The following is a 21,979-nucleotide window of genomic DNA, read 5'->3' as shown; positions in this document are numbered from 1 at the left end:
CCCGCAGCAGCAGGGCGAGGTCCGCGCCCGCGCCGTCGGGCTCGTGCTCCCCGGCCGCCGCGGCGAGCAGCAGCAGGGCGCGGGCGTCGGCGGGCAGTTCGTCGATGCGGGCGGCGTAGTCGTCGAGGAGGTCTTCTCCGCCGGGCAGGGGATCGGGCAGCGAGGTGCGTCCGGCGAGTTGGTCGGGGGTGAGCGCCGCGACGAGGGCGGCGAGCAGCCGCGGGTTCCCCACGGCCTCGCGGATCAGCCAGGCGCCGACGACCGTGTCGGCCGGACCGTCGTGAGTGAACCGTTCGAGCAGAGCCGCGGCCGCGTTGTCGTCGAGCGGCCTCAGGCGCAGAGTGGCGAACCCTGCCAACTCGCCTGTCCCTGAGCGGTGTTCGGCGAGGGTGAGCAGCACGGCCACGGGTCTCTCGACGGGCAGGCGGCGCAGTTCCGCCAGGAGGGCGGACCGGTCCGCGGGGTGCCAGGTGTGCACGTCGTCGACGCAGACCAGCAGCGGGCCCTCCTGCGGCAGCGGCGCCGGGGCGGACAGCTGCACCGACGGGAGCTGACCACCGATCGCCCGCGCGTACTCCACCAGCGCGGTGCGACCGAGGCCGGGCTGCGCGGTCAGGACGAGCGCTCCGCCTCGCCCGGTCCGTAATCGCCCCACCAGGGATTCCACGGCCGCTGTCTCCGCGCCGCGTCCGTGGAGCTCGGGGAGCCTGAGCGCGCCGGGTACGGTCGTCGAAAGGGTCACGCCCGCACGTTACTTCCGCGTAACACGGCCCGGAAGCCCCACGTCCGCACGGCTGGGCACGCCCCCAACGGCCGCCTCGTCCGAGTGTGCACGGGCACAGTCCTCGAGCCGGGGGAGCCGGGGGAAGACACACGTCGTCCGCCGCCGGTTGACCGGCGACGGACGACGGGCCCCCATGACGGGTCATCAGGATCAGGAGTCGTGAGGGCAGTTGCCCCGGTACTCCTCGATGGTGAGGCTCGGCCTCGGCAGCGGGCAGAGGAACTGCTCGTAGCGGGTGTCGTCGTCGATGAACCGCTTCAGCCAGGAAATGCTGTACTTCGCGATCGTCGTGTTGGACGAGTTGGGCGTGAAGTGGGAGGCGCCATTGAGCTCCAGGTACGCCTTGTCCAGGCTGCTCGGCAACGACTGGTAGAACGGCTCGGAGTGACTGCCGACGGGAGCGACGGTGTCACCGTCCGCGCCGACCACGAGCGTCGGTGTCCGCAGCTCGGGCCAGGTCGTGTCGGTGTTCCAGCCGGTCAGCGGGATCGCCGCCTTCAGCGAGGTACGGCTCTTGGCGGCCTCCAGGGTTCCTCCGCCGCCCATCGAGTGCCCCATCACGCCGAGCCGGGAGGCGTCGATCCGACCCCGCACCGAGCTCGTCCTGGTCAAGTAGTCGAGCGCGGAGAGGAGTTGACGCCCCCGGCTGGCGGGCTGGTCGAGCGTGGTGAGGGTGTCGATGGTGAAGACCACGAACCCTTGGGAGGCGAGCCGCGGGCCGAGCCAGGAGATGCTCGACTGGTACGCGGTGAAGCCCGGGGAGATGACGACCGCGCCGAAGGTGCCGTCGGCGGTGGACGTCGGGTAGTAGACGGTGCCGCCGCCGAAGCCGGACACACTCAGCGAGGAGACGTTGGTCTGCGAGACGGCGTAGGAGCCGCGCGAGGCCTCGATGCTGGACACGGTCGGTTCGGGGCCACGCTCGTAAGGATTGTCGGCGGCGGCCTGGGCGCCGGGCGCGAGGCCGGTGCCGAAGAGGCCCGCGGTGGCGACCGCGGCGGCCAGAGCTGCCCGCACCACTGGGCGGGAGAAGACGTGCAGGCGCACGGAGGGGTCCTCTCGATCGTGGCGGAGCCACGCGGGAGGAGGGAGATACACCCGGGTGGAGACCGCCGTGTTCGTTGGCGGTCCCCACCGTGGCGGTACTGACAGGGTGCCGACATCGGCGAAATCACCGGTGTCGCAGGGATGCCAGCCGGGCCGTCCGGGTCAGCCAGGTCAGCCGCGCAGGGGACCCTCGCAGCTGTAGTCCGACGTCCCGGCGCGTCCGTTGGTCCAGATGTCCACGTCGCCGAAGGTGCAGTTCATGTCGGCGAGATTGTTGTCGCCGCCCGCGGCGCGGTCGAGGATGAAGTAGTCGACGGTCTCGGACATGTCCTTGAAGACGAGGTCGGGGTCTGCCGCGTCGCCGAGGTTCGCGGTGATCCGGCCCGTGCACACGAACCTCGGGCGCGCGGGGGCGCTGGTGGAGCGGCAGTCGGGCGTATTGCCGGTCGTCGCGACGAACGAGGAGCGGACCTGGCCGGCCGTGCTGTCGCGCAGCTTCCCGACGGGCACGTACTCGGTGTCGGGGACGAACAGGTCGTCGACGTGCGCGATCTGCTTGTCGAGGAACGCGTCGTAGGCGCTCTGCAGCCCCGCGTCCCGGCCGAGGCGGTCGCGCCAGGCGTCGAAGGCACCCGGGTCGTCGGAGCGCAGGTAGCGGTACATCTCCTTGATCAGCGCGGGGCGTTCGGTCCACAGGAACTCGAAGAAGGCGCCCGCGTAGTCGTAGAAGCGGAAGCCGTCCCCGTCGTAGGTGGCGTGCAGCAGCCGGTCCACGCTCATGCGCGGACCGCCGCCCGCGGTGTCGTCGATGATGCCCTGGATCAGGGACTTGCGGACCTTGATGCCGTCGTCGCGCGTGGCGCCGTCGAAGAACTCCGCCGTGCCCTCGTCCATCGCGGTCGTCCGGTCGCCCTCGTACCAAGACCCCTCACCGAAGAAGCCGGGCACCGCCCAGCGGCCGTTGAGGTAGTGCGTGTACTCGTGACGGAACAGCTCCTCGAGCGTCAGCGAGGAGTCCTGGGGGACGCGCCGCTGATAGGTGTAGAAGGTCGCGCCCCTCTCGATGTAGACGCCGCCGTTGTCGGTGCCCATGCCGGTCAGCAGCGGATGGAAGTTCTCGTAGTCGGCGCGCGAGGCGTACAGGACGGTGTTCAGGCTGGTGTTGGGGTCGCCACCGAGCGGTTCCTGGGTGCCGACGACGCGATGGAACTGGGCCTTGACCTGCTTGCTCGCGTAGTAGAGCTGGTCGACGGTGTCACGGTCGAGGGCTGTCCTGACCTTCATCCCTCCCCCGTCGTACGCGTAGGTCTGCGGGAAGAGGCGGCGCTCGATGTCGCCCTTGCACACCTTGTACGGCTTGCAGGCGTCGAACTCGATCAGCCAGGTGACGACCTTGGCCCACGGCGCGCTGCCGTCACCGAAGTTGCGGGCGGTGGTGTCAAGGAGCGGGCCGAGCCCGGCGACGATCTCGGTGCGCAGGGCGTCGATCTGGCCGAACCGGCCGTACTCGCTCACCGCGTCGCGCACCACCCAGGCGTTGGGCTTGCCCTTGAGGTGGGTGTATCCGGCGAACGCCTTGAAGGCGGCTCGGTAGGAGGCATCGGCGGACACCGCGGCGCGGAAGGCGGCGTCCTGGTTGCCGGGGTAGACACCGAGGTAGTTCAGGCTGAGCGCGGAGAGCGCAGCGCCGGCCCAACGGGTGTCCTGGGCGGTGTCGGGGTGGGCGGCGTCCATGGTCGCCAGGACCCGCTTGACGAGCGGGAGTTGGTGTTGGCGCAGCCCCGTCGCACTGGCCGCGGTCAGCGCCTCGCGGAGCGTCTCGGCGTTGGAGCGGGTGACGTCGAAGGCGTGGGCGGCCGTGCCGAAGGCGTCCACGGCCCTTCGCATGGCGGCCAGGGTCCTCGGGTCGGTGATGTCGACCTCGTCGTGCGAGAAGGCCTGGTAGGAGACGGCATGCAGGTAGGTGAACATCTCGAGCAGGTGGCTGCCGTTGGTGCCGTCGTGAGACGCGGAGAGCTGGGTGACGCGCTCGGCGACGGCCTGGATGTGCGCGCGTGACATGACCGGGGCGAGGCGCTTGTCCCAGGTCCAGATGAGACCACGCAGACAGCCGTCCGCGGTGACGGCCGGATCGGCGAGGAACGCGGTGAATTCCGCGGGAGACAGGCCCGTGACGCCGTCGAGCGTGCACGGCACCGATGCGTCGCCGCCGGTGGCGCGGGGCACGTCGGCCGTGGCCTTCGCCTTCTTCGTACGAGGGCCGGGGACGCGGCCTTCGGTGAGTCCGCCGGGAGCGGGGAGCTTCCAGGTGGCGGACTTCGGGGCGGTGGCACGGCGGTCGACCCGGTCGAACGGGCTCGGCGCCTCGGGTCCCGGCGCGGCGGGCGAGGCGGCGGCTCCGCGCTGGGCGGGGGCGGGAGCTGGAGCGGGGGCGTCCGCGCGAACGGCCGGTGCGGCCGTGGCGCACAGCGTCACGGATATCGCCGCGGCGACCACGGATCTGCGCAGGGTTCGGGGCTGGTGCACGACAGGCTCCTGGTGTGTGGGAGGTGTGGCAAGCAGTGCGTGCGCATGGCGCGGAGGGACTTCCCTGCTTCAACTGCCGGGCAATCAGCGGTCCTTGAGGAGCAGGGGTTACGCCATGTGATACGTAACGTAGTAATGTGAAATTGTACTGACAACCCCTCAGACACCGGGACGATTCTCAACTCGCCGGTCGATCAAGGCCGTTCGCGCCGCTTGCCCTCGCTCCCGTTGGTAGCCTGCCGCGCGTGGCAGACGAGGCGTACGAGAATCCAAGGCTGGCGGCGCTCTACGATCCGCTCGACGCGGACCGCGGCGACCTGGACGTATATGCCGATGTGGCAGCGGAACTGAAGGCACGTCAGGTGCTCGACGTGGGCTGCGGCACGGGCACGTTCGCGCTGCTCCTTGCCGACAACGGCCTCCGCGTGACCGGCGTCGAACCGGCCGCGGCCTCCCTCGCTGTCGCGCGGGCCAAGCCCGGCAGCGAGCGCGTGCGGTGGATCCGCGGCGACGCGACGGCGCTCCCCGAGATGCGGGTGGACCTGGCCACCATGACCGCAAACGTGGCCCAGGCGATCGTGGACCCGAAGGTGTGGGAGAGCAGCCTGCGCGGCATCCACGCCGCCCTGCGGCCCGGCGGCCACCTCGTCTTCGAGACCCGCGACCCGGCCCGGCGGGCGTGGGAGGAGTGGAACCGCGCCGCGACGCACCGCACGGTCACCGTCGAGGGCATCGGTGACGTCGAGACCTGGGTGGACGTCACCGACATCAGCCCGCCGCTGGTGTCCTTCCGCCACTCCTACGTCCTCACCGCGACCGGCGAGACCCTCACCTCGGACTCGACCCTGCGCTTCCGCGAGCGCGCCGAGGTGGCCGCCTCGCTCGCCGCGCACGGCTACGTCGTGGACGAGATCCGCGACGCCCCGGACCGCCCGGGCAGGGAGTTCGTCTTCATCGCCCGGAGCTCTGAGGGCAGGTCAGCGCAGGGTCATCCGATACGTCAGCGGCGAACGGCCGGTGATCAGTACCCGGATGCCGTCCGGGGTGAGTGAGCCGTTCATCCAGGTGTAGCGCTCCCCCGGCTCGACCACGGGAGGCTGCTTGCCGCCCTTTCCGTTGCCAGGACCGAAGGTGATCCGGTCGTCGCCGACCGTGTAGCTCGCCTCGCCACTGACGAGCTGGTAGGTGTCATGGGCTCCGGCGACGGGCTCCAGGCCCTCCCCCGACAGCTCTCCGCCCCGCCGGAAACACAGTTCGAGAGCCAGCGGCACCGCGGACTGAGACACGTCGAAGGCCAGGTCCCAGCCCCCGTCATCCGTCTCGCGCACCAGGATCTCGGTGCGCAGGGCCCGGTAATCCTTGGGCCGGTGCGGGAAGTCCATCGCCGACCAGAAGCGGCCGTCGTCGGTGAGCGGGTAGAGCCCGTCCTTGCGGCGGTGGCGGCGTGGCAGCGGTTGGTGGAAGGCCGCACGGACCTCCGCGTGCAGCCGCCACGCGTCTCCCCGCCGTTCGAGATCCTCGGACCGGAAGGGTCCGAGCGAGAAGAACTGCGGGGACAGCCGCAGCGAGTCGAGGATCGCGGCGCCTTTGCGCATCTTGAAGAACGTGGGGTTGGTGGAGAGACCCGATGAGATGGCGTGCACCTCGGGCAGGTCCGTGCCGCCGAAGATGCTCGCCGTGCGCTCGCCGCGGCGGACGCGCACGAGACCGCAGCTGTCGTCGTGGTGCTCGAAGTCGGTCGGCAGCGCCTTCACCGCCGGCAGCGCGCGGGCCAGCTCGGGCCGGTCGAGGACCTCGGCGAGCCGGTCGCCCAGCGGGGTCTCGCCGAAGGTCTGCCCGGCGCCGCGCTCCCGCAGCAGCTCGGCGACCGCCGCGAACGTTCCGTTGCCTTCGCGGATCGCCAGCTCCCGGTACTGGAGCCAGAACTCGGGCAGTTGGCGCAGCGCCGCCTGGTCCTGGCGCCGCGAATGGACGGACTCCACCTCGCCGTTGGGCTCGGTGACGTAGAGCGAGGCGGTGAGGTTGTCCCGTACGTGTGCGTACAGGTCGGGCCTGGCGTGGAAGCGGGCGATGGTCAGCAGGGCCGGGTTGGTCACCACCGCCGAGTAGGTAGGACTGCGCTCGCTGTACTCGCCGCCCGGGAGCTGGTCGATGCCCTCCGCGAGCCAGGCGTCGATGCGCCGGGGGTACGAGGCGTCGGGCCAGCGCCGGTGGACGCGGGAGAGCGCGGAGCACACCAGCCAGCGGTGGTTGGCGGTGTGCACACCGCCGTTCGCGAGGCCGGGTCCTGCCTTGCGCAGGATCCGCTCGATCGTGCCTCGCAGCTTCGTGGTGGACCGTTCGCCGTCCTTGTCGAGGAGGGCGTAGGCGATGTTGAGGTCGACGACGGAGAAGGCGGTGTCGGGCGGTGAGTGGACGGCGCCCTGGTCCCACAGCCCGTCGTCGAACTGCTCGTCGGCGAGGGCGTCCGCGAGCTTGCCCATCGGGACCAGGAGCGCGCCGTCGTGGTGGTACGCGGATGCGGCGTGCACATGGACGGAGGTGAGGGTGCGCAGGCTCCGGGCGGCGACGCGGGCCTTGCCCAGGTCGCGCAGCTCGGTGATGTTGCCGTCGTAGGTGTCGAGGACGGCGGCGGCACGCTCATCGGCCGCGGTGGTGAGGAGGCCGATGAACTCCGCGTCCTGCGGGGACTGTTCGGACGTGGCGCCGTCCGCCGCTGCCGCGGTCCGGCCGGAGACGGCCCCGATCCCCGCTGCGGTGGCCGTGGCGGAGGTGGCGAGGAAGGTCCTGCGGGCTATCACGCTGTCTCCCCTTGGGGCAGGCGTACGTTGCGTACGTCGATGGCGGTGAGCGCCAGGGCCAGCGGCCCCGGCACGAGGAACGCGAGCGGCAGCATCATCCAGGCGCAGAGCGCGCCCGCCGCGAGGGCGAGCAGGACCAGGGCGCTGCCGCCCACGTCCCGCGCCGAGTCACCGGCGGCACCGCGCACCGCGGCGCGCCAGTCGCTGAACGATTCGGGGCGGGCGCAGGCGCGCAGGCCCACGATCACGGCGCACGCTCCGATCGCCGTGGCCGTCACGGCGAAGACGCGGGCACCCGGAAGACCCGCCCCGGCGAGCGCCAGATCGGCCGCGAACAGCAGCACCCCGGCGAGGGCGACCGCACCCGCGGCAAGGTCACCGGGACGCAGCCGTTCACGCAGCAGCGCCAAGTACCGCCGCGCCGTGGCGGGTTGGCCGTCCCCGGTGCCGCGCACGACGGCGCAGGCGGTGGAGAGCGCGGCAGGGGCGGTGATCAGCGGCAGACAGGCGAGCGCCGTGACCACGCCGAGGGCAAGGACATCCGCGAACAGGGTCATCCGCGGCCCGAATATCTCGCCCGTCTCGCGGGCCCGCGCGCTCATCCCTTGACCCCGGAGTTGGCCATGCCCTCGACCAGGAAGCGCTGGAAGGCGAGGAAGAACAGCACGATCGGCAGGAGCGCGATCACCGACATGGCGAACATCGGGCCGAACGCCGACTGGCTGGAGGCGTCCACGAACGACCGCAGTGCCAGCGTCAGCGTGAACTTCTCCGGCGAGAAGAGATAGATGAGCTGGGTGAAGAAGTCGTTCCACGTCCAGATGAAGGTGAAGATCGCCGTGGTGATCAGGGCGGGCCTGGTGAGCGGCAGGACGACCAGGAAGAAGCTCCGGAACGGACCGCAGCCGTCGATCCTGGCGGCTTCCTCCAGCTCGCGCGGCAGTCCGCGCATGAACTGGACGATGAGAAAGACGAAGAAGGCCTCGGTGGCGAGGAACTTCGGCAGGATCAGCGGCCAGTAGGTGTTCACCATGCCGAGCTGGTTGAAGATGATGTACTGCGGGATCAGGATGGCGTGGTGCGGCAGCATGATCGTCGCGATCATGAAGGCGAAGAGCGGCCCCCGGAAGCGGAAGCGCAGCCGGGCGAAGGCGTATGCGGCGAGCGAGCAGCTCAGGACGTTGCCGAGGACCGCGCCGCTCGCGATCAGCAGGGAGTTGGAGAGCAGCCGCCCGACGGACACGTCGTCCACGCCGTCGAGGGCGGTGGTGTAGTTCGACCACTCCAGCTTGCTCGGCAGCAGGTTCAGGCTCGCGATCACCTCGTCGGCGGGCTTGAGCGACGTGGCGACGAGCCAGGCCAGCGGATACAGCATCACCAGGAGAGCGGCCAGGCATCCGGCGTGCAGCGCGACCCTGCGCCAGGGAAAGGACCGTCGGCCCGCGGTGGTGGCAGTGGTGGTGGTCATCGCTCCCCCTCGTTCGCGTAGAAGACCCAGGAGCGCGAGGTGCGGAAGAGCACCGCGGTCACGGCTCCGATGGCGATCAGCAGGACCCAGGCCATGGCGGAGGCGTAGCCCATGTGGGAGGCGACGAAGCCGCGGTCGTAGAGGTAGAGCGTGTAGAAGAGGGTGGAGTCGGCGGGGCCGCCCTTGCCGCCGCTGACCGCGAAGGCCGGGGTGAAGACCTGGAAGGCCTGGATGGTCTGGAGCACCAGGTTGAAGAAGAGCACCGGCGACAGCATCGGCAGCGTGATGGAGATGAACTGCCGCTTGCGGCTCGCCCCGTCCACCGCCGCCGCTTCGTAGAGCTCGACGGGGATCTGCTGCAGGCCCGCCAGGAAGATGACCATGGGGGCGCCGAACTGCCAGACCGTCAGGAGCGCCACAGCGAGAAGGGCCCAGCCGGGCTTGTTGACCCAGCCGCCGGTGTGGATGCCGATGTCCGACAGGAGGTTGTCGACGGTGCCACCGTCGTTGAAGACCGCCCGCCACACCAGGGCGATCGACATGGACGCACCGAGCAGCGAAGGGGCGTAGAAGGCTGACCGGTAGAAGGACTTGCCGCGCTTCATGGACTTCAGGGCGAGGGCGACGGCGAGCGCGAGCGCCAGTTGCAGCGGCACGGCGATGACGACGTACATCAAGGTCGCGCCGACCGAGCGCCAGTAGCGCGGGTCCTCGGTGAACATCTGGACGTAGTTGCGCAAGCCCACCCAGCGCGGGGCATTGAATAGGTCGTAGTCGGTGAAGGACAGATACAGCGAGACGGCCATCGGAAGCAGCGTCAGGACGACGGCGCCGAGCACCCAGGGCGAGAGGAACACCCATGCGGCGCCCTCGCGCCGGAGCCTGCCGCGCTGTCGCGGCGGCGGTGCGGGGGTCTTCGTCCGCACGGTCTTCGCTGGTATGTCGGTGGTGGTCATGACCTCAGCTCCGCCTTCGCCTCGGTGATGAAGTCCTCTGCGGCCTCGCGGGGTGTCATCTGCTCGAACGACACCTGGTCGTAGTCGCGCTGGAAGGTGGTCTGCAGGGAGTTGTCGCCGGTGGGCGGGGCCTTCGGCGGGGCTTTGAGGGTGCCGTCGACGGAGTCCTGGTAGTCGGCGACGGTCTTGTCGAAGTCCTTGAGTTCAGGGCCGATGTCGTCGCGGATCGGCTCGTTGACGGGGATGCCGCGGGAGGCGCCGAGTATCGCCGCCGCCTTCTCGTCATTGATCATGAAGTCGATGAACTCGGCCGATTCCTCGGGGTGTTCGGTGCTCGCCGCGGCGCCCATGAACATCGAGGGCTTGAAGTACTGGCCGGGTGTGCCGTCCGCGCCCGACGGCATCGGGGCGAGGGTCAGCTCTTCGCCCACGATCGCCGTGTATCCGCTGGCGGGCGCGTCCCAGTTGAAGTCGGACATGGCTGTGCCGCGGGCCAGCGGCTGGTTCTCGACCGATCCGTCGAGCTGTGTGGTCTGCTCGGCGGCCGACACCGCGCCTTCCCGCCGCAGCTTGTCGGTGAAGGTCCACCAGCGGGTCAGGTCATCGGCCGTGAAGCCGAGTCCGCGGTCCTTCGTGTAGAGGACCTTGCCCTGGCCGCGCAGCCACACCTCGAAGCAGTCCTCGCTCTGTCCGGGGTCGACGGAGCCCGGCTTGCCGGTCTTCCTCGCCAACGCCCGCATGGCGTCGGCCCATTCGCCCCAGGTCCAGCCCTTGCTCGGGAGTGTCACCCCGGCTTCCTTCCACTGCTTGGCGTCGTACACGACGGCCTCGGTGCCGCGGCCCTGCGGGATCGCGTACTGAGTGCCGTCCACGACGCCGGTGGCGAGGAGGCCGGGGTCGATCTCGTCGGTGCGCAGCGCCTTCTTCTGCTCCGCGAGGTCGAGGAGGATGCCGCCGGACGCGTACTGGTCGATCTGCCGGTAGTCGAGCTGCATCACGTCGGGGGCGTCGCCGCCCGCCGCCTGGGTGGCCAGCTTCTGCTTGTACGCCTCGTAGCCCGCGAACGAGGTCTGCACCTCGACCCCGGGGTGCTCCTTCTCGAACAGCGCGACGGCTTCCTGGGTGCGGGCCGCCCGGTCGGGGTTGCCCCACCAGGTGTAGCGCAGAACGGTCTTGCCGCCGCCGCTCGATTCGTCCGAGCCGCCGCAGCCGGTGAGCAGCACGCTGAGCGTGAGCACCGCGACCGTCGCGCAGGACCACTTTGTCCTGTTTCCGGGCATGCCGATGACACCTCTCCTCTCTGGTTTCTTGACGGGGTTTTTTGTAGAGGGGGCGGTTACTCGCCGTGGTACGGGAGCGTGGTGCCCGGCAGTTCGTATTCGTCGCGGCGCCCGCACATGCCGTACCCACCGAGGCGGGAGGGGCGGCTGTCGTACGAGCCCGATCCCGCGAGGTAGTCGGGGCTGCCGGACTCCAGCGCGTCGAGCTGGGCGCCGGTGCGCTCGGCGGTGGCAAGAGCCCCGGCCCGCCACAGCTCACGCCAGGTGGGGACCTTGTCCCGCACGAGCCGGGCCGCTGCCTGCTGGAACTCCAGGTAGGGGCCGTTGTCCCCGGCCCTCAGCGCTTCGCGCAGCGGCAGGTATCCCTCGACGGCCAGGTCACGCCGTTTGCGGGCGGCGGCTTCGGCCTCCGGGCCCTCCTTCGCGGGCAGCCTCGCAGCGGCCGCGTACCGCTCGGGGTCGGCGAGCACGTCGGGCGGGAAGGTGAAGACGGCGTCCCCGGCCTCGGGCAGGCCGCTGTTCTGCATCAGGACCGTGATCCGCAGGTCGCCGCCCTGCACCATGCGGTGCACGGTGCCGGGAGTGAACCACGCGACCGAGCCCGCTTCCAGGGGGACCTCGCGGTAGCCGTCGGGGCTGAGCGTCTGGACGGCTCCGCGGCCACCGGTGACGACATACGCCTCCGTGCACACCAGGTGCAGATGGGGGCTGCCGCCGCAGACGCCGTCGGCGGCCTCCCAGGTGTAGGCGCTCAGGTGGGAGAGGCCGACGGCTCCGGGCAGCGGGTGCGGAAGGCTCACCATGTCAGTCCCTTCAGGTGCGTGGCGACGCGGTCGCGGTCCCAGGCGCCGTCGGCGACCACCACGCGGTAGCGGTAGGTGAAGGACGCGCCGGGGGCCAGCTCGAACTCCTCGAAGAACGCCCAGGAGAAGGCGACGGTCGGGATGGGCTCGGAGCGGACGAACCAGTGCGAGTCATGGATCGCGCTGGCCTTGTCGAGGTTCTCCGGCGCGTGCGCGAAGACGAGCGTGGAGTGCGCGTCGACGTCGTCGTGCTCGGCGGTGAAGGCGAGCCAGGGGCCCTGGGTGCCCATCAGCTCACCCGTGTCCTTCTCGTCGTCCTCGTCGTCCTCGTCGTCGGGGCCGAAGGCGGCGCCGCCGGTGAAGTCGCGCGGCCCGCGCCACTGCAGGCCCGTGTATCCGGCCATCTCGCGTCCCGCTGTCGTGGGCGAGCCGAAGTGCAGGGGCTCGTCACGGATGTTGGTCAGGCGGATCGACCAGTCCAGGGCCCAGGATCCGGCTTCCTCGTCGACCGAGTGGACGGTGATGCCGCGCTCTTCCCTGGCCCATTCCTGGCCGCCGTTCTCGATCCAGGTGAGCTCTTCGGCGAGGCTGAGGCGGTCGTCCTCGACGTCCAGGACGGAGAAGCCGTCGTGGCGCATGGATCCGACCCGCTCCGGCAGGCGCAGATAACCCTCGCCGTGGACATAGCAGTTGCCGCCCCAGAAGTTCTGCCCCGACAGGTGGCTCGCGGTCATCTGAAGGCCCTTGTGCCAGCGGTGGTCGTTCGGGCGGTATCCCGAGACCTGGTGGCCTGCCAGGGTGCGCAGGGGGTGGATGTACGGCTTGCGAGCCTCGAAGGGGTCCGGGTCGGGTGCGTAGACGTAGCTGAGCAGCTCGACACCGCCCGACCTGACGGTGATCCGCTCGCCGTGGGTGTGGGTGACCTGAATCGTCATCGCTCGGGGCTCCAGTCCGGGTGGCTGCCGTGCATGGCCGGGTAGTAGGGGTCACCGGCGGCGATCTCGCCCGCGAGCACCGGCTGTCCGGTGAACGCCGACTTGTAGAGCGCGGCGGCGAATTCGAGGGTGCGGCGGGCTTCGGCGCCGCTGCCCGGCGGCCGTACGCCCTGCTCATGGGCGTCGAGGAGGGCGCCGAGCTGGGCGGCGTGCGAGCTGGGCACATCGGCGGCGGGCGTGCGCCAGGCCTCGGCGCGCCCGGCATCGACGTGCGGGGCCGGGGTGTAGGCCCAGTCGCCGTTGGAGTGCCCGTACAGGTGCGTGAGTTCGACCGTCGCGTCGGCGCAGTCGACACGGATGCGGCTGACCTCGTCCGGGGACAGGACGCTGTTGACGACGGTGGCGAGCGCGCCGCTCTCGAAGCGCACCAGGGCGGTCGAGACGTCCTCGCTCTCGGTGTCGTGGACGAGGCGGGCCGCCATGGCGCGGATCTCGGTCCAGTCGCCGAGCAGGTGCAGGAGCAGGTCGAACTGGTGGATGCCGTGTCCCATGGTGGGGCCGCCGCCCTCGCTCTCCCACCGGCCACGCCAAGGCACCGCGTAGTAGGCGCTGTCCCGGTGCCAGGTGGTCTGGCAGTGCGCGACCCGGGGCGAACCGAGCTCGCCGCTCGCGATCAGCTCACGGGCGTGGACGGCGCCCGAGCCGTAGCGGTGCTGGAAGACCACCGAGGCGTACGTTCCCGATGCCTCCTCGGCGGCGGCGATCTCGTCGTACTCGGCGAGCGAGAGGCACAGCGGTTTCTCACAGAGCACCCACGCGCCCGCCTTCAGCGCGGCCACGGTCTGGTTCCGGTGCAGCGACGGCGGGGTGCCGATCAGGACCAGGTCGGGGCGGACCGCGTCGAGCATCGCGTCGAAGTCGGCGTAGCCCTCGACGTCCATGCCCAACTCCCCCGCCTCCGCCCGGAAGGCGGCGAGGCGGGCCGGGTCGACGTCGACGGCCGCTCTCAGCTCGATCCGGTCGGAGTGGGCCCGCAGGGCGGGCAGGTGACTGCCGGTCACGATGCCGCCGGTGCCGACGACGGCGGCACGTAGACGGGTGGGGGTGGAGGACATACGGTCTCCTCGAACGAGCTTAGAAAGCGCTTGCACCGGTGCCGACCCTAGGCATCGCGGGAATGTCAGGACAAGACCTCGGAGCCGAAATCTGAAACGACTCAATATGTGGACAGCGAACGTTTCCCGCCGACTGCCCGCCGCCCCCGCGCCGACCAGGAAATTCATCGCCGCCGGTGGAGATCCCCCAAGGGGGCGAAGCGGCCCGTTCGTTCAGACCCTCTTGTCCGGCACGGTCGCACCTGCAACGGTTGCCGCGCGATCACCGCCCGCCGTGCCGCCCGCCTCCGGACACCCCGCCCCGCACGTCTTTCTCCCCGAACGGAATCCCGCATGCCCTTCGACACCACGCGCCGTCGCCGCTGTGCCGTGGTGGGACTCGGCGCCCGCGCCCAGCTCTTCACCGAGGCGCTCGCCGGTCCCTACGCGGACCGGATCGACCTTGCCGGCTTCTGCGATGTCAACACGCACCGCATGGCCGTCCACAACGACTGGATCGCGACCGCCCACCCCGGCCGCCCACCCGTACCCACATACTCCGCGGACGGCTTCGAGGACATGCTGCGCCGTGAACGCGTGGACCTCGTCGTGGTCTGCACCGTCGACCACCTCCACGACCACTACATCGTGCGGGCCCTCGAAGCGGGCTGTGACGTGGTCACCGAGAAGCCGATGACCACGACCGCGGAGCGCGCCCGCCGCATCCTCGACGCCCAGCGCCGCACGGGCCGTGAGGTCCGCGTCGCCTTCAACTACCGCTACAACCCGGTGCACTCCGCCGTGCGCGAGCTCATCGCGGACGGCGCGATCGGCGAGGTCGGCTCGGTGCACTTCGAGTGGCTGCTCGACCTGCGGCACGGCGCGGACTACTTCCGCCGCTGGCACCGCGACAAGGCGAACTCCGGCGGCCTGATGGTGCACAAGGCCACCCACCACTTCGACCTGGTCAACTGGTGGCTCGGCGCGCGGCCCGAGACCGTCTACGCGCAGGGCGGGCTCTTCTTCTACGGCGACGACGCGGGCAACCGCCGCGGCCTGGCCCGCGACTACGCCCGCGCCCATGGCTCGTCCGCCGCCGAGAGCGACCCCTTCGCCATCCGCCTGGCCGACTCGTCCGTGCTCAGCGCCCTGTACCTGGACGCCGAGGCGGAGGACGGCTATCACCGCGACCAGAACGTGTTCGGCCCCGGGGTGAGCATCGAGGACGACATGGCGGTCCTCGTGCGCTACTCCTCCGGCGCGACCCTCACGTACCACCTCACCGCGTACGCACCCTGGGAGGGCTATCGCATCGCCTTCAACGGCAGCGAGGGACGCATCGAACTCCTCGTGGAGGAATCCACCTGGACGCGCCCCGATGTGCGGACCGAGGGTGCGAGCGCCGTGATGCACGGGGCGGCGGTCGGGGACGAGGCAGGCCGTACGCAACTGCTGCTGCGCCGCTTCTGGGAGGAGCCGCGGGAAGTGAAGGTGCCCACGGGCGAGGGCGGGCACGGCGGCGGGGACGTGCGCATGCTGGCCGACCTCTTCGGCGAGCGGGGCCCCGGCGACGCGGACTCCCTGGGGCGCGCGGCGGACGCCGGTGACGGAGCCCGCTCCCTGGCCACGGGCCTCGCCGCGAACCAGTCCTTCGTCACGGGGCTGCCGGTCGACGCACGGAGCCTCATGGATGGCTGAAAGGACGTCCGGGCCGACCCGTGAGGGCCGGCCCGGACGTGACGATCAGAGAACTCAGGCTCAGACGAGGTCGAACCGGTCGAGGTTCATGACCTTGACCCAGGCCGCGACGAAGTCCTTCACGAACTTCTCCTTCGCGTCATCGCTCGCGTAGACCTCGGCGAGCGCACGCAGCTCGGAGTTCGAGCCGAAGACGAGGTCGGCGCGGGTACCGGTCCATTTGACCGCGCCGCTCGCGTCACGGCCCTCGAACTCGTCCTGCGCCGCGGACGTCGACTTCCAGGTCGTGCCCATGTCGAGCAGATTGACGAAGAAGTCGTTCGACAGGGTGCCCGGCTTGTCCGTGAACACGCCGTGCTTCGACCCAGCGTGGTTGGCGCCCAGGACGCGCAGACCGCCGACGAGGACCGTCAGCTCGGGCGCGCTCAGAGTCAGCAGGTTCGCCTTGTCGAGCAGCAGGAACTCGGCCGGCAGGCGGTTGCCCTTGCCGACGAAGTTGCGGAAGCCGTCGTTGGTCGGCTCGAGTGCGGCGAACGACTCGACGTCCGTCTGCTCCTGTGCGGCGTCGACACGGCCCGGCGTGAACGGCACCTCGACCTGGACACCTGCGTCCTTGGCCGCCTTCTCGACCGCCGCGGAGCCGCCGAGGACGACCAGGTCCGCCAGCGAGACCTTCTTGGCACCGGAGTTGAAGGACGACTGGATGCCTTCCAGCGTACGCAGCACCTGCGCGAGGGCGTCCGGGTTGTTCACCTCCCAGCTGCGCTGCGGCTCCAGGCGGATACGACCGCCGTTGGCGCCACCGCGCTTGTCGCTGCCGCGGAAGGAGGACGCCGCGGCCCAGGCAGCGGAGACCAGCTGCTCGGTGGTGAGGTCCGAGCCGAGGATCTGCTCCTTGAGCGAGGCGATGTCCGAGGCGTCGATCGGCTCGCCCTGGGCCGCCGGCAGCGGGTCCTGCCACAGCAGCACCTCGTCGGGCACCTCCGGGCCGAGGTAGCGCACGATCGGGCCCATGTCACGGTGCGTCAGCTTGTACCAGGCGCGGGCGAACGCGTCCGCGAACTGGTCCGGGTTCTCGTAGAAGCGCCGCGAGATCTGCTCGTAGACCGGGTCGAAGCGCAGTGACAGGTCGGTGGTGAGCATCATCGGGAGGCGCTTCTTCGAGGTGTCGAAGGCGTCGGGGATGATCGCCTCGGCGTTCGTCGCCACCCACTGGTTGGCACCCGCCGGGCTCTGGGTGAGCTCGTAGTCGTACTCGAAGAGGTGCTTGAAGAAGTCGTGACCCCACTTCGTGGGCGTGGTGGTCCAGATGACCTCGAGACCGCTGGTGATCGCGTCCTTGCCCACGCCGGTGCCGTGGCTGTTCTTCCAGCCGAAGCCCTGCTGCTCCATGAGCGCGGCCTCGGGGTCGTCGCCGACGGCCTCGCTCGGTCCCGCGCCGTGGGTCTTGCCGAAGGTGTGACCGCCCGCGATGAGCGCGACGGTCTCCTCGTCGTTCATCGCCATGCGGCGGAACGTCTCACGGATGTCGCGGGCCGCGGCGACCGGGTCCGGGTTGCCGTTGGGGCCTTCGGGGTTGACGTAGATGAGACCCATCTGGACCGCGCCGAGCGGGTTCTCCAGCTCGCGGTCGCCGGTGTAGCGCTCGTCGTCGAGCCACGTGGTCTCGGGGCCCCAGTACACGTCCTCGTCGGGCTCCCAGACGTCGGCGCGGCCGCCGGAGAAGCCGAAGGTCTTGAGGCCCATCGTCTCCAGGGCGACGTTTCCGGTGAGGACCATGAGGTCGGCCCAGGAGAGGTTCTGGCCGTACTTCTTCTTCACCGGCCACAGCAGCCGGCGGGCCTTGTCGAGGCTGACGTTGTCCGGCCAGCTGTTGAGCGGCGCGAAGCGCTGCTGTCCGGCACCGGCGCCACCGCGGCCGTCGCTGATCCGGTAGGTGCCCGCGCTGTGCCAGGCCATGCGGATCATCAACGGGCCGTAGTTGCCGAAGTCGGCGGGCCACCAGTCCTGCGAGGTGGTGAGGACCTCGGCGATGTCCCGTTTCACGGCAGGGAGGTCGAGGCTCTTGAACGCCTCGGCGTAGTCGAACTCCTCGCCCAGGGGGTTGGCCACGGCGGGGTTCTTGGCGAGGATCTTCAGGTTGAGCCGCTCCGGCCACCACTGGCGGTTTCCACCGCCCTGGGTCGGGTGCGGCGCGCGACCGTGCGCGACCGGGCAACCGCCGGTCTCTTCCGGCTTCGGGTCGGTGACGATCGCGTCATGGTTCTCAGTCATGGAAATCCTTCCGGACGGGGCGGATCACGGTGCTCAGGAACTGCGAACGGCAAAACGGTCGGGGGCGGCGCCCAGGGGCGGCACGGGCCTCGTCGCGGTTGAGGGGGCAGGCTTCTCCAGCGGGACGGAGTCCTGGATCAGTTCCGGGCGGAGCTGGTTCAGTTCCAGGCCTCGGACGCCCGCCTGCTCGCTGGACTGGTTCCGCGCGAGCGGGGTACCGGATGCCGGGGCGAACGGACCCGTCTCCTGAAGTCACGTGCTGTTCCCTGCTGTTGTCCTGTCCCTTGGCCGTCGGCCGGAACTGATCCTACGATGGACCAAGTCCAAGTCAATACGACAGACGGGTCCGTACGAATTCAGTCGTCAGACGATGCACAGTTAGGCTGGTAAGCATGAGCGATCTCCTGGAACGGCTCCGCGGACGTGACTGGAGGATGACCGCTCAACGCCGTGTGATCGCCGAGGTGCTCGACGGTGAACACGTCCACCTGACGGCGGACGAGGTGCTCGCGCGCGCCACTGCCCGGCTGCCGGAGATCTCTCGTGCCACGGTCTACAACACCCTCGGTGAGCTGGTCTCCCTCGGCGAGGTGATCGAGGTGTCCACGGGCCGCGCGAAGCGGTACGACCCCAACGCCCACCACCCCCACCAGCACTTGGTGTGCTCGGGCTGCGGCGCCATCCGCGACGTACACCCCGCCGCCGACCCCTTGGCCGCACTGCCGGCCTCCGAGCGCTTCGGCTTCACGGTCTCCGAGGCCTCGGTGACCTATCGGGGTCTTTGCCCGGAGTGCGCCGCTCGGGGGTGAGCCGCGACGGATGACGTTGACATCGCCGACCGTCGGCAAGACAGTCTCAGGGCCATGCCACTCTCACAGCTCGACTTCGGGGAAGCCCTGGCGATCGGGGCCGTCAACGCGTTCTGCGCAGCCATGTTCATCGGGCTCGCCGCCGGCCTCGTCGTGAAGAGATACGAGCTGGAACACCAGACCAGAACGTCCCTGCGCACGACATACACAAATCTTCTGGTCGCTCAACGACGCTCTCGGCAGCTTTCGGTCATGCTTGCGCAGACCGGTGGACAGGCAACCAATCCCGACTTGGCCAAGCAAGCAATCGCCGCTCACGACGAGTTCATCGACTCCTATCACGCTCTGAACCTCGACGTGTCGAAGCAGATGTGGCGCGACGTGTGCAGGTTGAGGAACATCCTCGATGACATGCTGGAGCTTGCCCTTGAAGGGGAAGCCAGAGGCTGTGCGGATCTCGTCGACGTGGCCCGGGCTGCGCGCCAGAACCTTGAGCGCAGCTTCCGCGCACGGCTCAGGCACTCAGTTCTTCAGCGGCGGAAACCTTTGGGCGGGTACGACGCCCCGCGCAGGGAAGCACCGCCTGGCGCCAGTCCCCCCACCCGTCTCCGTTTCCGTCTCCTTCGGCTTCGCTCATGGCGGTCGGCGGACCGCTAGCCCTGCGCGGCTGGGCCGACCCGTTTGCCCCCGGCCCGGCACGCGGGCCGGGGGCTTCTGGCTACGGGGCCATCTCGTACGTCCCGGCCAGCGCCGCGACGCGCTCCCACACCCGCGCCGAGCGGGCCTCGTCCACGACCGGGCGCCGCACCGCGCCCAGCGCCCAGCTCTGCTGCTCCGCGGTGGCGGAGTCCTTGCCGTGCAGTTCGACGGCGTGCGCGGAGAAGTCGCGTACGAGAACGGCGAACAGCTCGTCGAGCACGTCCTGCTCCAGCCCCGTCAGGCGCGCCTGCTCCAGGATCAGCTGGCCGTGCACGACAAGCGCGAACAGCTGGCCGACGGCGAGGAGAAGGTCGAGGTCGCGGCTCTGCTCCTCGTCCGGGGCGGCCGTGGTGACGAACTCGCAGAGGGCGTCGGCCTGTTCGCGGAAGCGGGCAACGTTGGGCACATCGGCGTACGCGTCGTAGGCGGTGCGCCAGTCGTGGAAGCGGATGGCCCCCAGGCCACGGGCCGGCCCCTGCCGGAAGAGGAAGTCGTCGTCCGCCGCGTCCAGGCGGGTCGGCACGGGCTCGTACTCGGCCGGGTTCAGCAGGTGGTTGCCCATGAACTTGAGGATCAGGGCGAGGTTGACGTGGACCGTGCCCTCCAGCTTGGGCAGACCGCGGATCTCGACGGCCGCCTGTGCGAAGTAGTTGTCCTTCTCGAAGCCCTTGGCCGCGATGACGTCCCACATCAGGTCGATGACCTTCTCGCCCTCCGTGGTCACCTTCATCTTCGTCATGGGGTTGAAGAGCAGGTAGCGGCGGTCGTCGGGGCCCGCGGAGCGGAAGTAGTCGACGGCCCGGTCGCTGAACAGCTTCATCCCGACGAGGCGGACGTACGCGTCGGTCAGCTCGCGGCGCACGTGCGGGAACGCGGTGACGGGGCGGCCGTAGAGGATGCGGCCCGTGGCGTGGGTGACGGCCTCGTACATCGCGTGCTCGCAGATGCCGATCGAGGCGGTGCACAGGTTGAACTTGCCGACGTTGACGGTGTTGAGGGCGGCGTCGAAGGCGGCACGGCCGGTGTGCAGGATGTCGTCGGGGCCGACCGGGTAGTTCTCCAGGCGGAACTCGCTGACGTACTTCGAGGAGTCGACGACGTTCTTCACCAGGTGGTAGGCCTCGTGGCGGCTGTCGGCGGCGAAGAAGACGTAACCGTCGGGGCCCTCGACGTCGGTGCGGCGGCCGAAGACGGAGACCAGACCGGCGGCGTTGCCGTTGCCGATGTAGTACTTGGAGCCGCTGGCCAGGAAGCCGCCGTCGCCATCGGGTTCGAGCAGCATGTCGGTGGAGTAGATATCGGCGCCGTGGGTCTTCTCGGACAGGCCGAAGGCGAACACCTCGCCCTGGGTGAGGAGTTCGGCCGCGCGCGTGCGGGCAGCCGCGTTCTCGCTCTGCCAGACCGGGCCGAGACCGAGGATGGTCACCTGCCACGCGTACCAGTAGTCGAGCCCGTAGAAGCCGAAGATCTCGTTGAGGGCTGCGATCCGGGCGGTGTCCCAGCGCGCGTCCTGCTTCCCGTCCGCGGCGGATGCCGGGGTGAGGAAGGTGGCAAAAAGACCCTCCTTGGCGGAGAACTCCAGGAAGTCCGCCAGCCAGGCGCGCGTGCGGTAGTCCTCGATCAGCCGGCGCTTGCCACGGGCCTCGAACCAGTCGACGGTCGCGCGCAGCAGCCTGCGGGTCTCGGGGTCGAAGTGCGTCGGGTCGTAGGTGCGCGGGTTGAACAGCAGCGGGTCGGCCATGGGTGTTCGCCTTTCCGGCTCGGGAGGGTGGTGAGGGGTGGTGATGGCGGGGAGCGCTGGGCCGGTTCAGCCCGCAGGGCCGAGCCGGTGGAGGGTGGCGAGTACGTCGTCGAGCCAGGCGAGCGTCATGCGTTCGTACGCGATGCCGCCGCGCAGCACGACGTGCTGGAGCTCCTGCCCGGCATCGGGCGTTGCGGGCGCCTCGGGTCCGGTGAAGTCACGCCGCTCCCCCGCGAGATAGCGCGCGAGACGCTCGGTGTGCGCCTGGCGGTGCCGCTCGACCTCGCGGATCAGCGCCGCCGGGTCGTCGAAGGCCGCGCCACGGATCTTCACGGCGAGTTCGTGCCGCACGCTCTCGGGTTCGATGGGCTCGTGCAGCCACTGGGAGAGCGCGGCCCGCCCGAGGGCAGCGACGGAGTACTCCTTCTTGTCCGGCCGCGCCTGCTGAGGCACCTCTCGGACGTCGATCCAGCCGTCGCTCTCCATGCGCTTGAGGACGCGGTAGATCTGCTGGTGGGTGGCGGTCCAGAAGTATCCGATGGACCGCTCGAAACGCCGGGCCAGCTCATAGCCGGAGCCCGGCTTCTCCAGCAGCGAGACGAGAATCGCGTGCTCCAGTGCCATGCCCCGATCCTGCTATGCAACTCGTTGCATAGACAAGTGGCGCCGTCCTGGTGAGACACGGCTCACCCGGGCCGACCGGCGTCTGCCGCCAAGTGCCTGACGAACCATTCCCGGGCGAACTCGGCGACCTCGTCGAGGGCTCCGGGTTCCTCGAAGAGATGCGTGGCCCCCTGGACGACCTCAAGCTGGTTCTCGCAGCGCAGTTCCGCCTGGGCGGCACGGTTGAGGTCGAGCACCCTCGTGTCGTCCCCGCCGACGATCAGCAGGGTCGGTGCGCGTACGTCGCCGAGGCGGGGCGCGGCGAGATCGGGCCGACCGCCCCGGGACACCACCGCCCCCACATCCGCGTCGTCCGCGGCGGCCCGCAGCGCCGCCGCGGCACCGACGCCCAGCACGACGAGGAAGGCATGGCCCGCCTCTTCGAGCTGACGGCCCGCCTC

Annotated in this window: 18 protein-coding genes and 1 pseudogene; 3 read left to right on the top strand and 16 right to left on the bottom strand. The window is 70.0% G+C overall.

The window, feature by feature from the left end:
- The 3 genes and pseudogenes from ABD378_RS22470 to ABD378_RS22460 all read right to left on the bottom strand — a co-directional run.
- Positions 1-742 (bottom strand): annotated as a pseudogene (locus ABD378_RS22470) (LuxR family transcriptional regulator); the annotation flags it as partial.
- A 192-nt stretch (positions 743-934) separates the two neighbouring features.
- Complete coding sequence (gene bdeA, locus ABD378_RS22465) at positions 935-1,831, bottom strand: bis(hydroxyethyl) terephthalate hydrolase (RefSeq protein ID WP_344522920.1); 897 nt, start codon at positions 1,829-1,831, stop codon at positions 935-937.
- A gap of 171 nt (positions 1,832-2,002) precedes the next feature.
- Positions 2,003-4,357 carry a collagenase gene (locus ABD378_RS22460; RefSeq protein WP_344522918.1) on the bottom strand — a complete coding sequence of 785 codons (2,355 nt, stop codon included), beginning with the start codon at positions 4,355-4,357 and terminating at the stop codon, positions 2,003-2,005.
- A 245-nt stretch (positions 4,358-4,602) separates the two neighbouring features.
- Here ABD378_RS22460 and ABD378_RS22455 point away from each other — a divergent pair, with 245 nt between their 5' ends.
- Entirely contained in the window at positions 4,603-5,409 is an 807-nt protein-coding gene (locus tag ABD378_RS22455) for a class I SAM-dependent methyltransferase (protein WP_344522916.1), read from the top strand.
- On the opposite strand, the gene ABD378_RS22450 is transcribed toward ABD378_RS22455, so the two are convergent.
- The 8 genes from ABD378_RS22450 to ABD378_RS22415 are packed head-to-tail and all read right to left on the bottom strand — an operon-like array spanning position 5,335 to position 13,715.
- On the bottom strand, positions 5,335-7,158 hold the full coding sequence (locus tag ABD378_RS22450; RefSeq protein ID WP_344522914.1) for a hypothetical protein: 1,824 nt from the start codon (positions 7,156-7,158) through the stop codon (positions 5,335-5,337). The two genes, ABD378_RS22455 and ABD378_RS22450, sit on opposite strands and share 75 nt — an antisense overlap.
- Positions 7,155-7,760, bottom strand: a complete 606-nt coding sequence (locus ABD378_RS22445) for a hypothetical protein (RefSeq protein ID WP_344522912.1) — start codon at positions 7,758-7,760, stop codon at positions 7,155-7,157. Before ABD378_RS22445 ends, ABD378_RS22450 begins: the two co-directional genes overlap by 4 nt.
- The gene (locus ABD378_RS22440; protein WP_344522910.1) at positions 7,757-8,626 is read right to left on the bottom strand and encodes a carbohydrate ABC transporter permease; all 870 of its coding nucleotides are present in this window, start codon (positions 8,624-8,626) and stop codon (positions 7,757-7,759) included. Before ABD378_RS22440 ends, ABD378_RS22445 begins: the two co-directional genes overlap by 4 nt.
- Positions 8,623-9,582 carry a carbohydrate ABC transporter permease gene (locus ABD378_RS22435; RefSeq protein ID WP_344522908.1) on the bottom strand — a complete coding sequence of 320 codons (960 nt, stop codon included), beginning with the start codon at positions 9,580-9,582 and terminating at the stop codon, positions 8,623-8,625. Before ABD378_RS22435 ends, ABD378_RS22440 begins: the two co-directional genes overlap by 4 nt.
- Entirely contained in the window at positions 9,579-10,862 is a 1,284-nt protein-coding gene (locus ABD378_RS22430) for an ABC transporter substrate-binding protein (protein WP_344522906.1), read from the bottom strand. Before ABD378_RS22430 ends, ABD378_RS22435 begins: the two co-directional genes overlap by 4 nt.
- Positions 10,863-10,918: 56 nt before the next feature.
- Positions 10,919-11,665 (bottom strand): cupin domain-containing protein, encoded by a 747-nt coding sequence (locus ABD378_RS22425; protein WP_344522904.1) that lies wholly within the window; start codon positions 11,663-11,665, stop codon positions 10,919-10,921.
- On the bottom strand, positions 11,659-12,600 hold the full coding sequence (locus ABD378_RS22420) for a DUF6807 domain-containing protein (protein ID WP_344522902.1): 942 nt from the start codon (positions 12,598-12,600) through the stop codon (positions 11,659-11,661). Before ABD378_RS22420 ends, ABD378_RS22425 begins: the two co-directional genes overlap by 7 nt.
- Complete coding sequence (locus tag ABD378_RS22415; protein ID WP_344522900.1) at positions 12,597-13,715, bottom strand: Gfo/Idh/MocA family protein; 1,119 nt, start codon at positions 13,713-13,715, stop codon at positions 12,597-12,599. The genes ABD378_RS22420 and ABD378_RS22415 overlap by 4 nt, the downstream gene beginning before the upstream one ends.
- 333 nt (positions 13,716-14,048) lie before the next feature.
- On the opposite strand from ABD378_RS22415, the gene ABD378_RS22410 reads away from it, so the two are divergent.
- Positions 14,049-15,392 (top strand): Gfo/Idh/MocA family protein, encoded by a 1,344-nt coding sequence (locus ABD378_RS22410; RefSeq protein WP_344522898.1) that lies wholly within the window; start codon positions 14,049-14,051, stop codon positions 15,390-15,392.
- 60 nt (positions 15,393-15,452) lie between these two features.
- Here ABD378_RS22410 and katG read toward each other — a convergent pair whose 3' ends face one another.
- Entirely contained in the window at positions 15,453-17,666 is a 2,214-nt protein-coding gene (gene katG / locus ABD378_RS22405) for a catalase/peroxidase HPI (protein WP_344522896.1), read from the bottom strand.
- Positions 17,667-18,058: 392 nt separating this feature from the next.
- Between katG and ABD378_RS22400 the strand changes: the two genes are divergently transcribed.
- Complete coding sequence (locus ABD378_RS22400) at positions 18,059-18,475, top strand: Fur family transcriptional regulator (RefSeq protein ID WP_344522894.1); 417 nt, start codon at positions 18,059-18,061, stop codon at positions 18,473-18,475.
- Between the two features lie 63 nt (positions 18,476-18,538).
- Here ABD378_RS22400 and ABD378_RS22395 read toward each other — a convergent pair whose 3' ends face one another.
- The 4 genes from ABD378_RS22395 to ABD378_RS22380 all read right to left on the bottom strand — a co-directional run.
- A complete protein-coding gene (locus tag ABD378_RS22395; protein WP_344522892.1) occupies positions 18,539-18,997 on the bottom strand; it encodes a hypothetical protein in 459 nt (152 codons plus the stop codon).
- Positions 18,998-19,193: 196 nt separating this feature from the next.
- A complete protein-coding gene (locus ABD378_RS22390) occupies positions 19,194-20,915 on the bottom strand; it encodes an acyl-CoA dehydrogenase family protein (RefSeq protein WP_344522890.1) in 1,722 nt (573 codons plus the stop codon).
- Between the two features lie 66 nt (positions 20,916-20,981).
- Entirely contained in the window at positions 20,982-21,539 is a 558-nt protein-coding gene (locus ABD378_RS22385) for a PadR family transcriptional regulator (RefSeq protein WP_344522888.1), read from the bottom strand.
- Between the two features lie 62 nt (positions 21,540-21,601).
- On the bottom strand, positions 21,602-21,979 hold a 378-nt coding region (locus ABD378_RS22380), incomplete at its 5' end, for a dienelactone hydrolase family protein (RefSeq protein WP_486389303.1).

The sequence above is a fragment of the Streptomyces rectiviolaceus genome (assembly GCF_039533825.1).
Lineage (GTDB): Bacteria > Actinomycetota > Actinomycetes > Streptomycetales > Streptomycetaceae > Streptomyces > Streptomyces rectiviolaceus.
The sequence above is the reverse complement of the archived record's forward strand: the minus strand, read 5'-3'. Positions and strand labels throughout refer to the sequence as shown.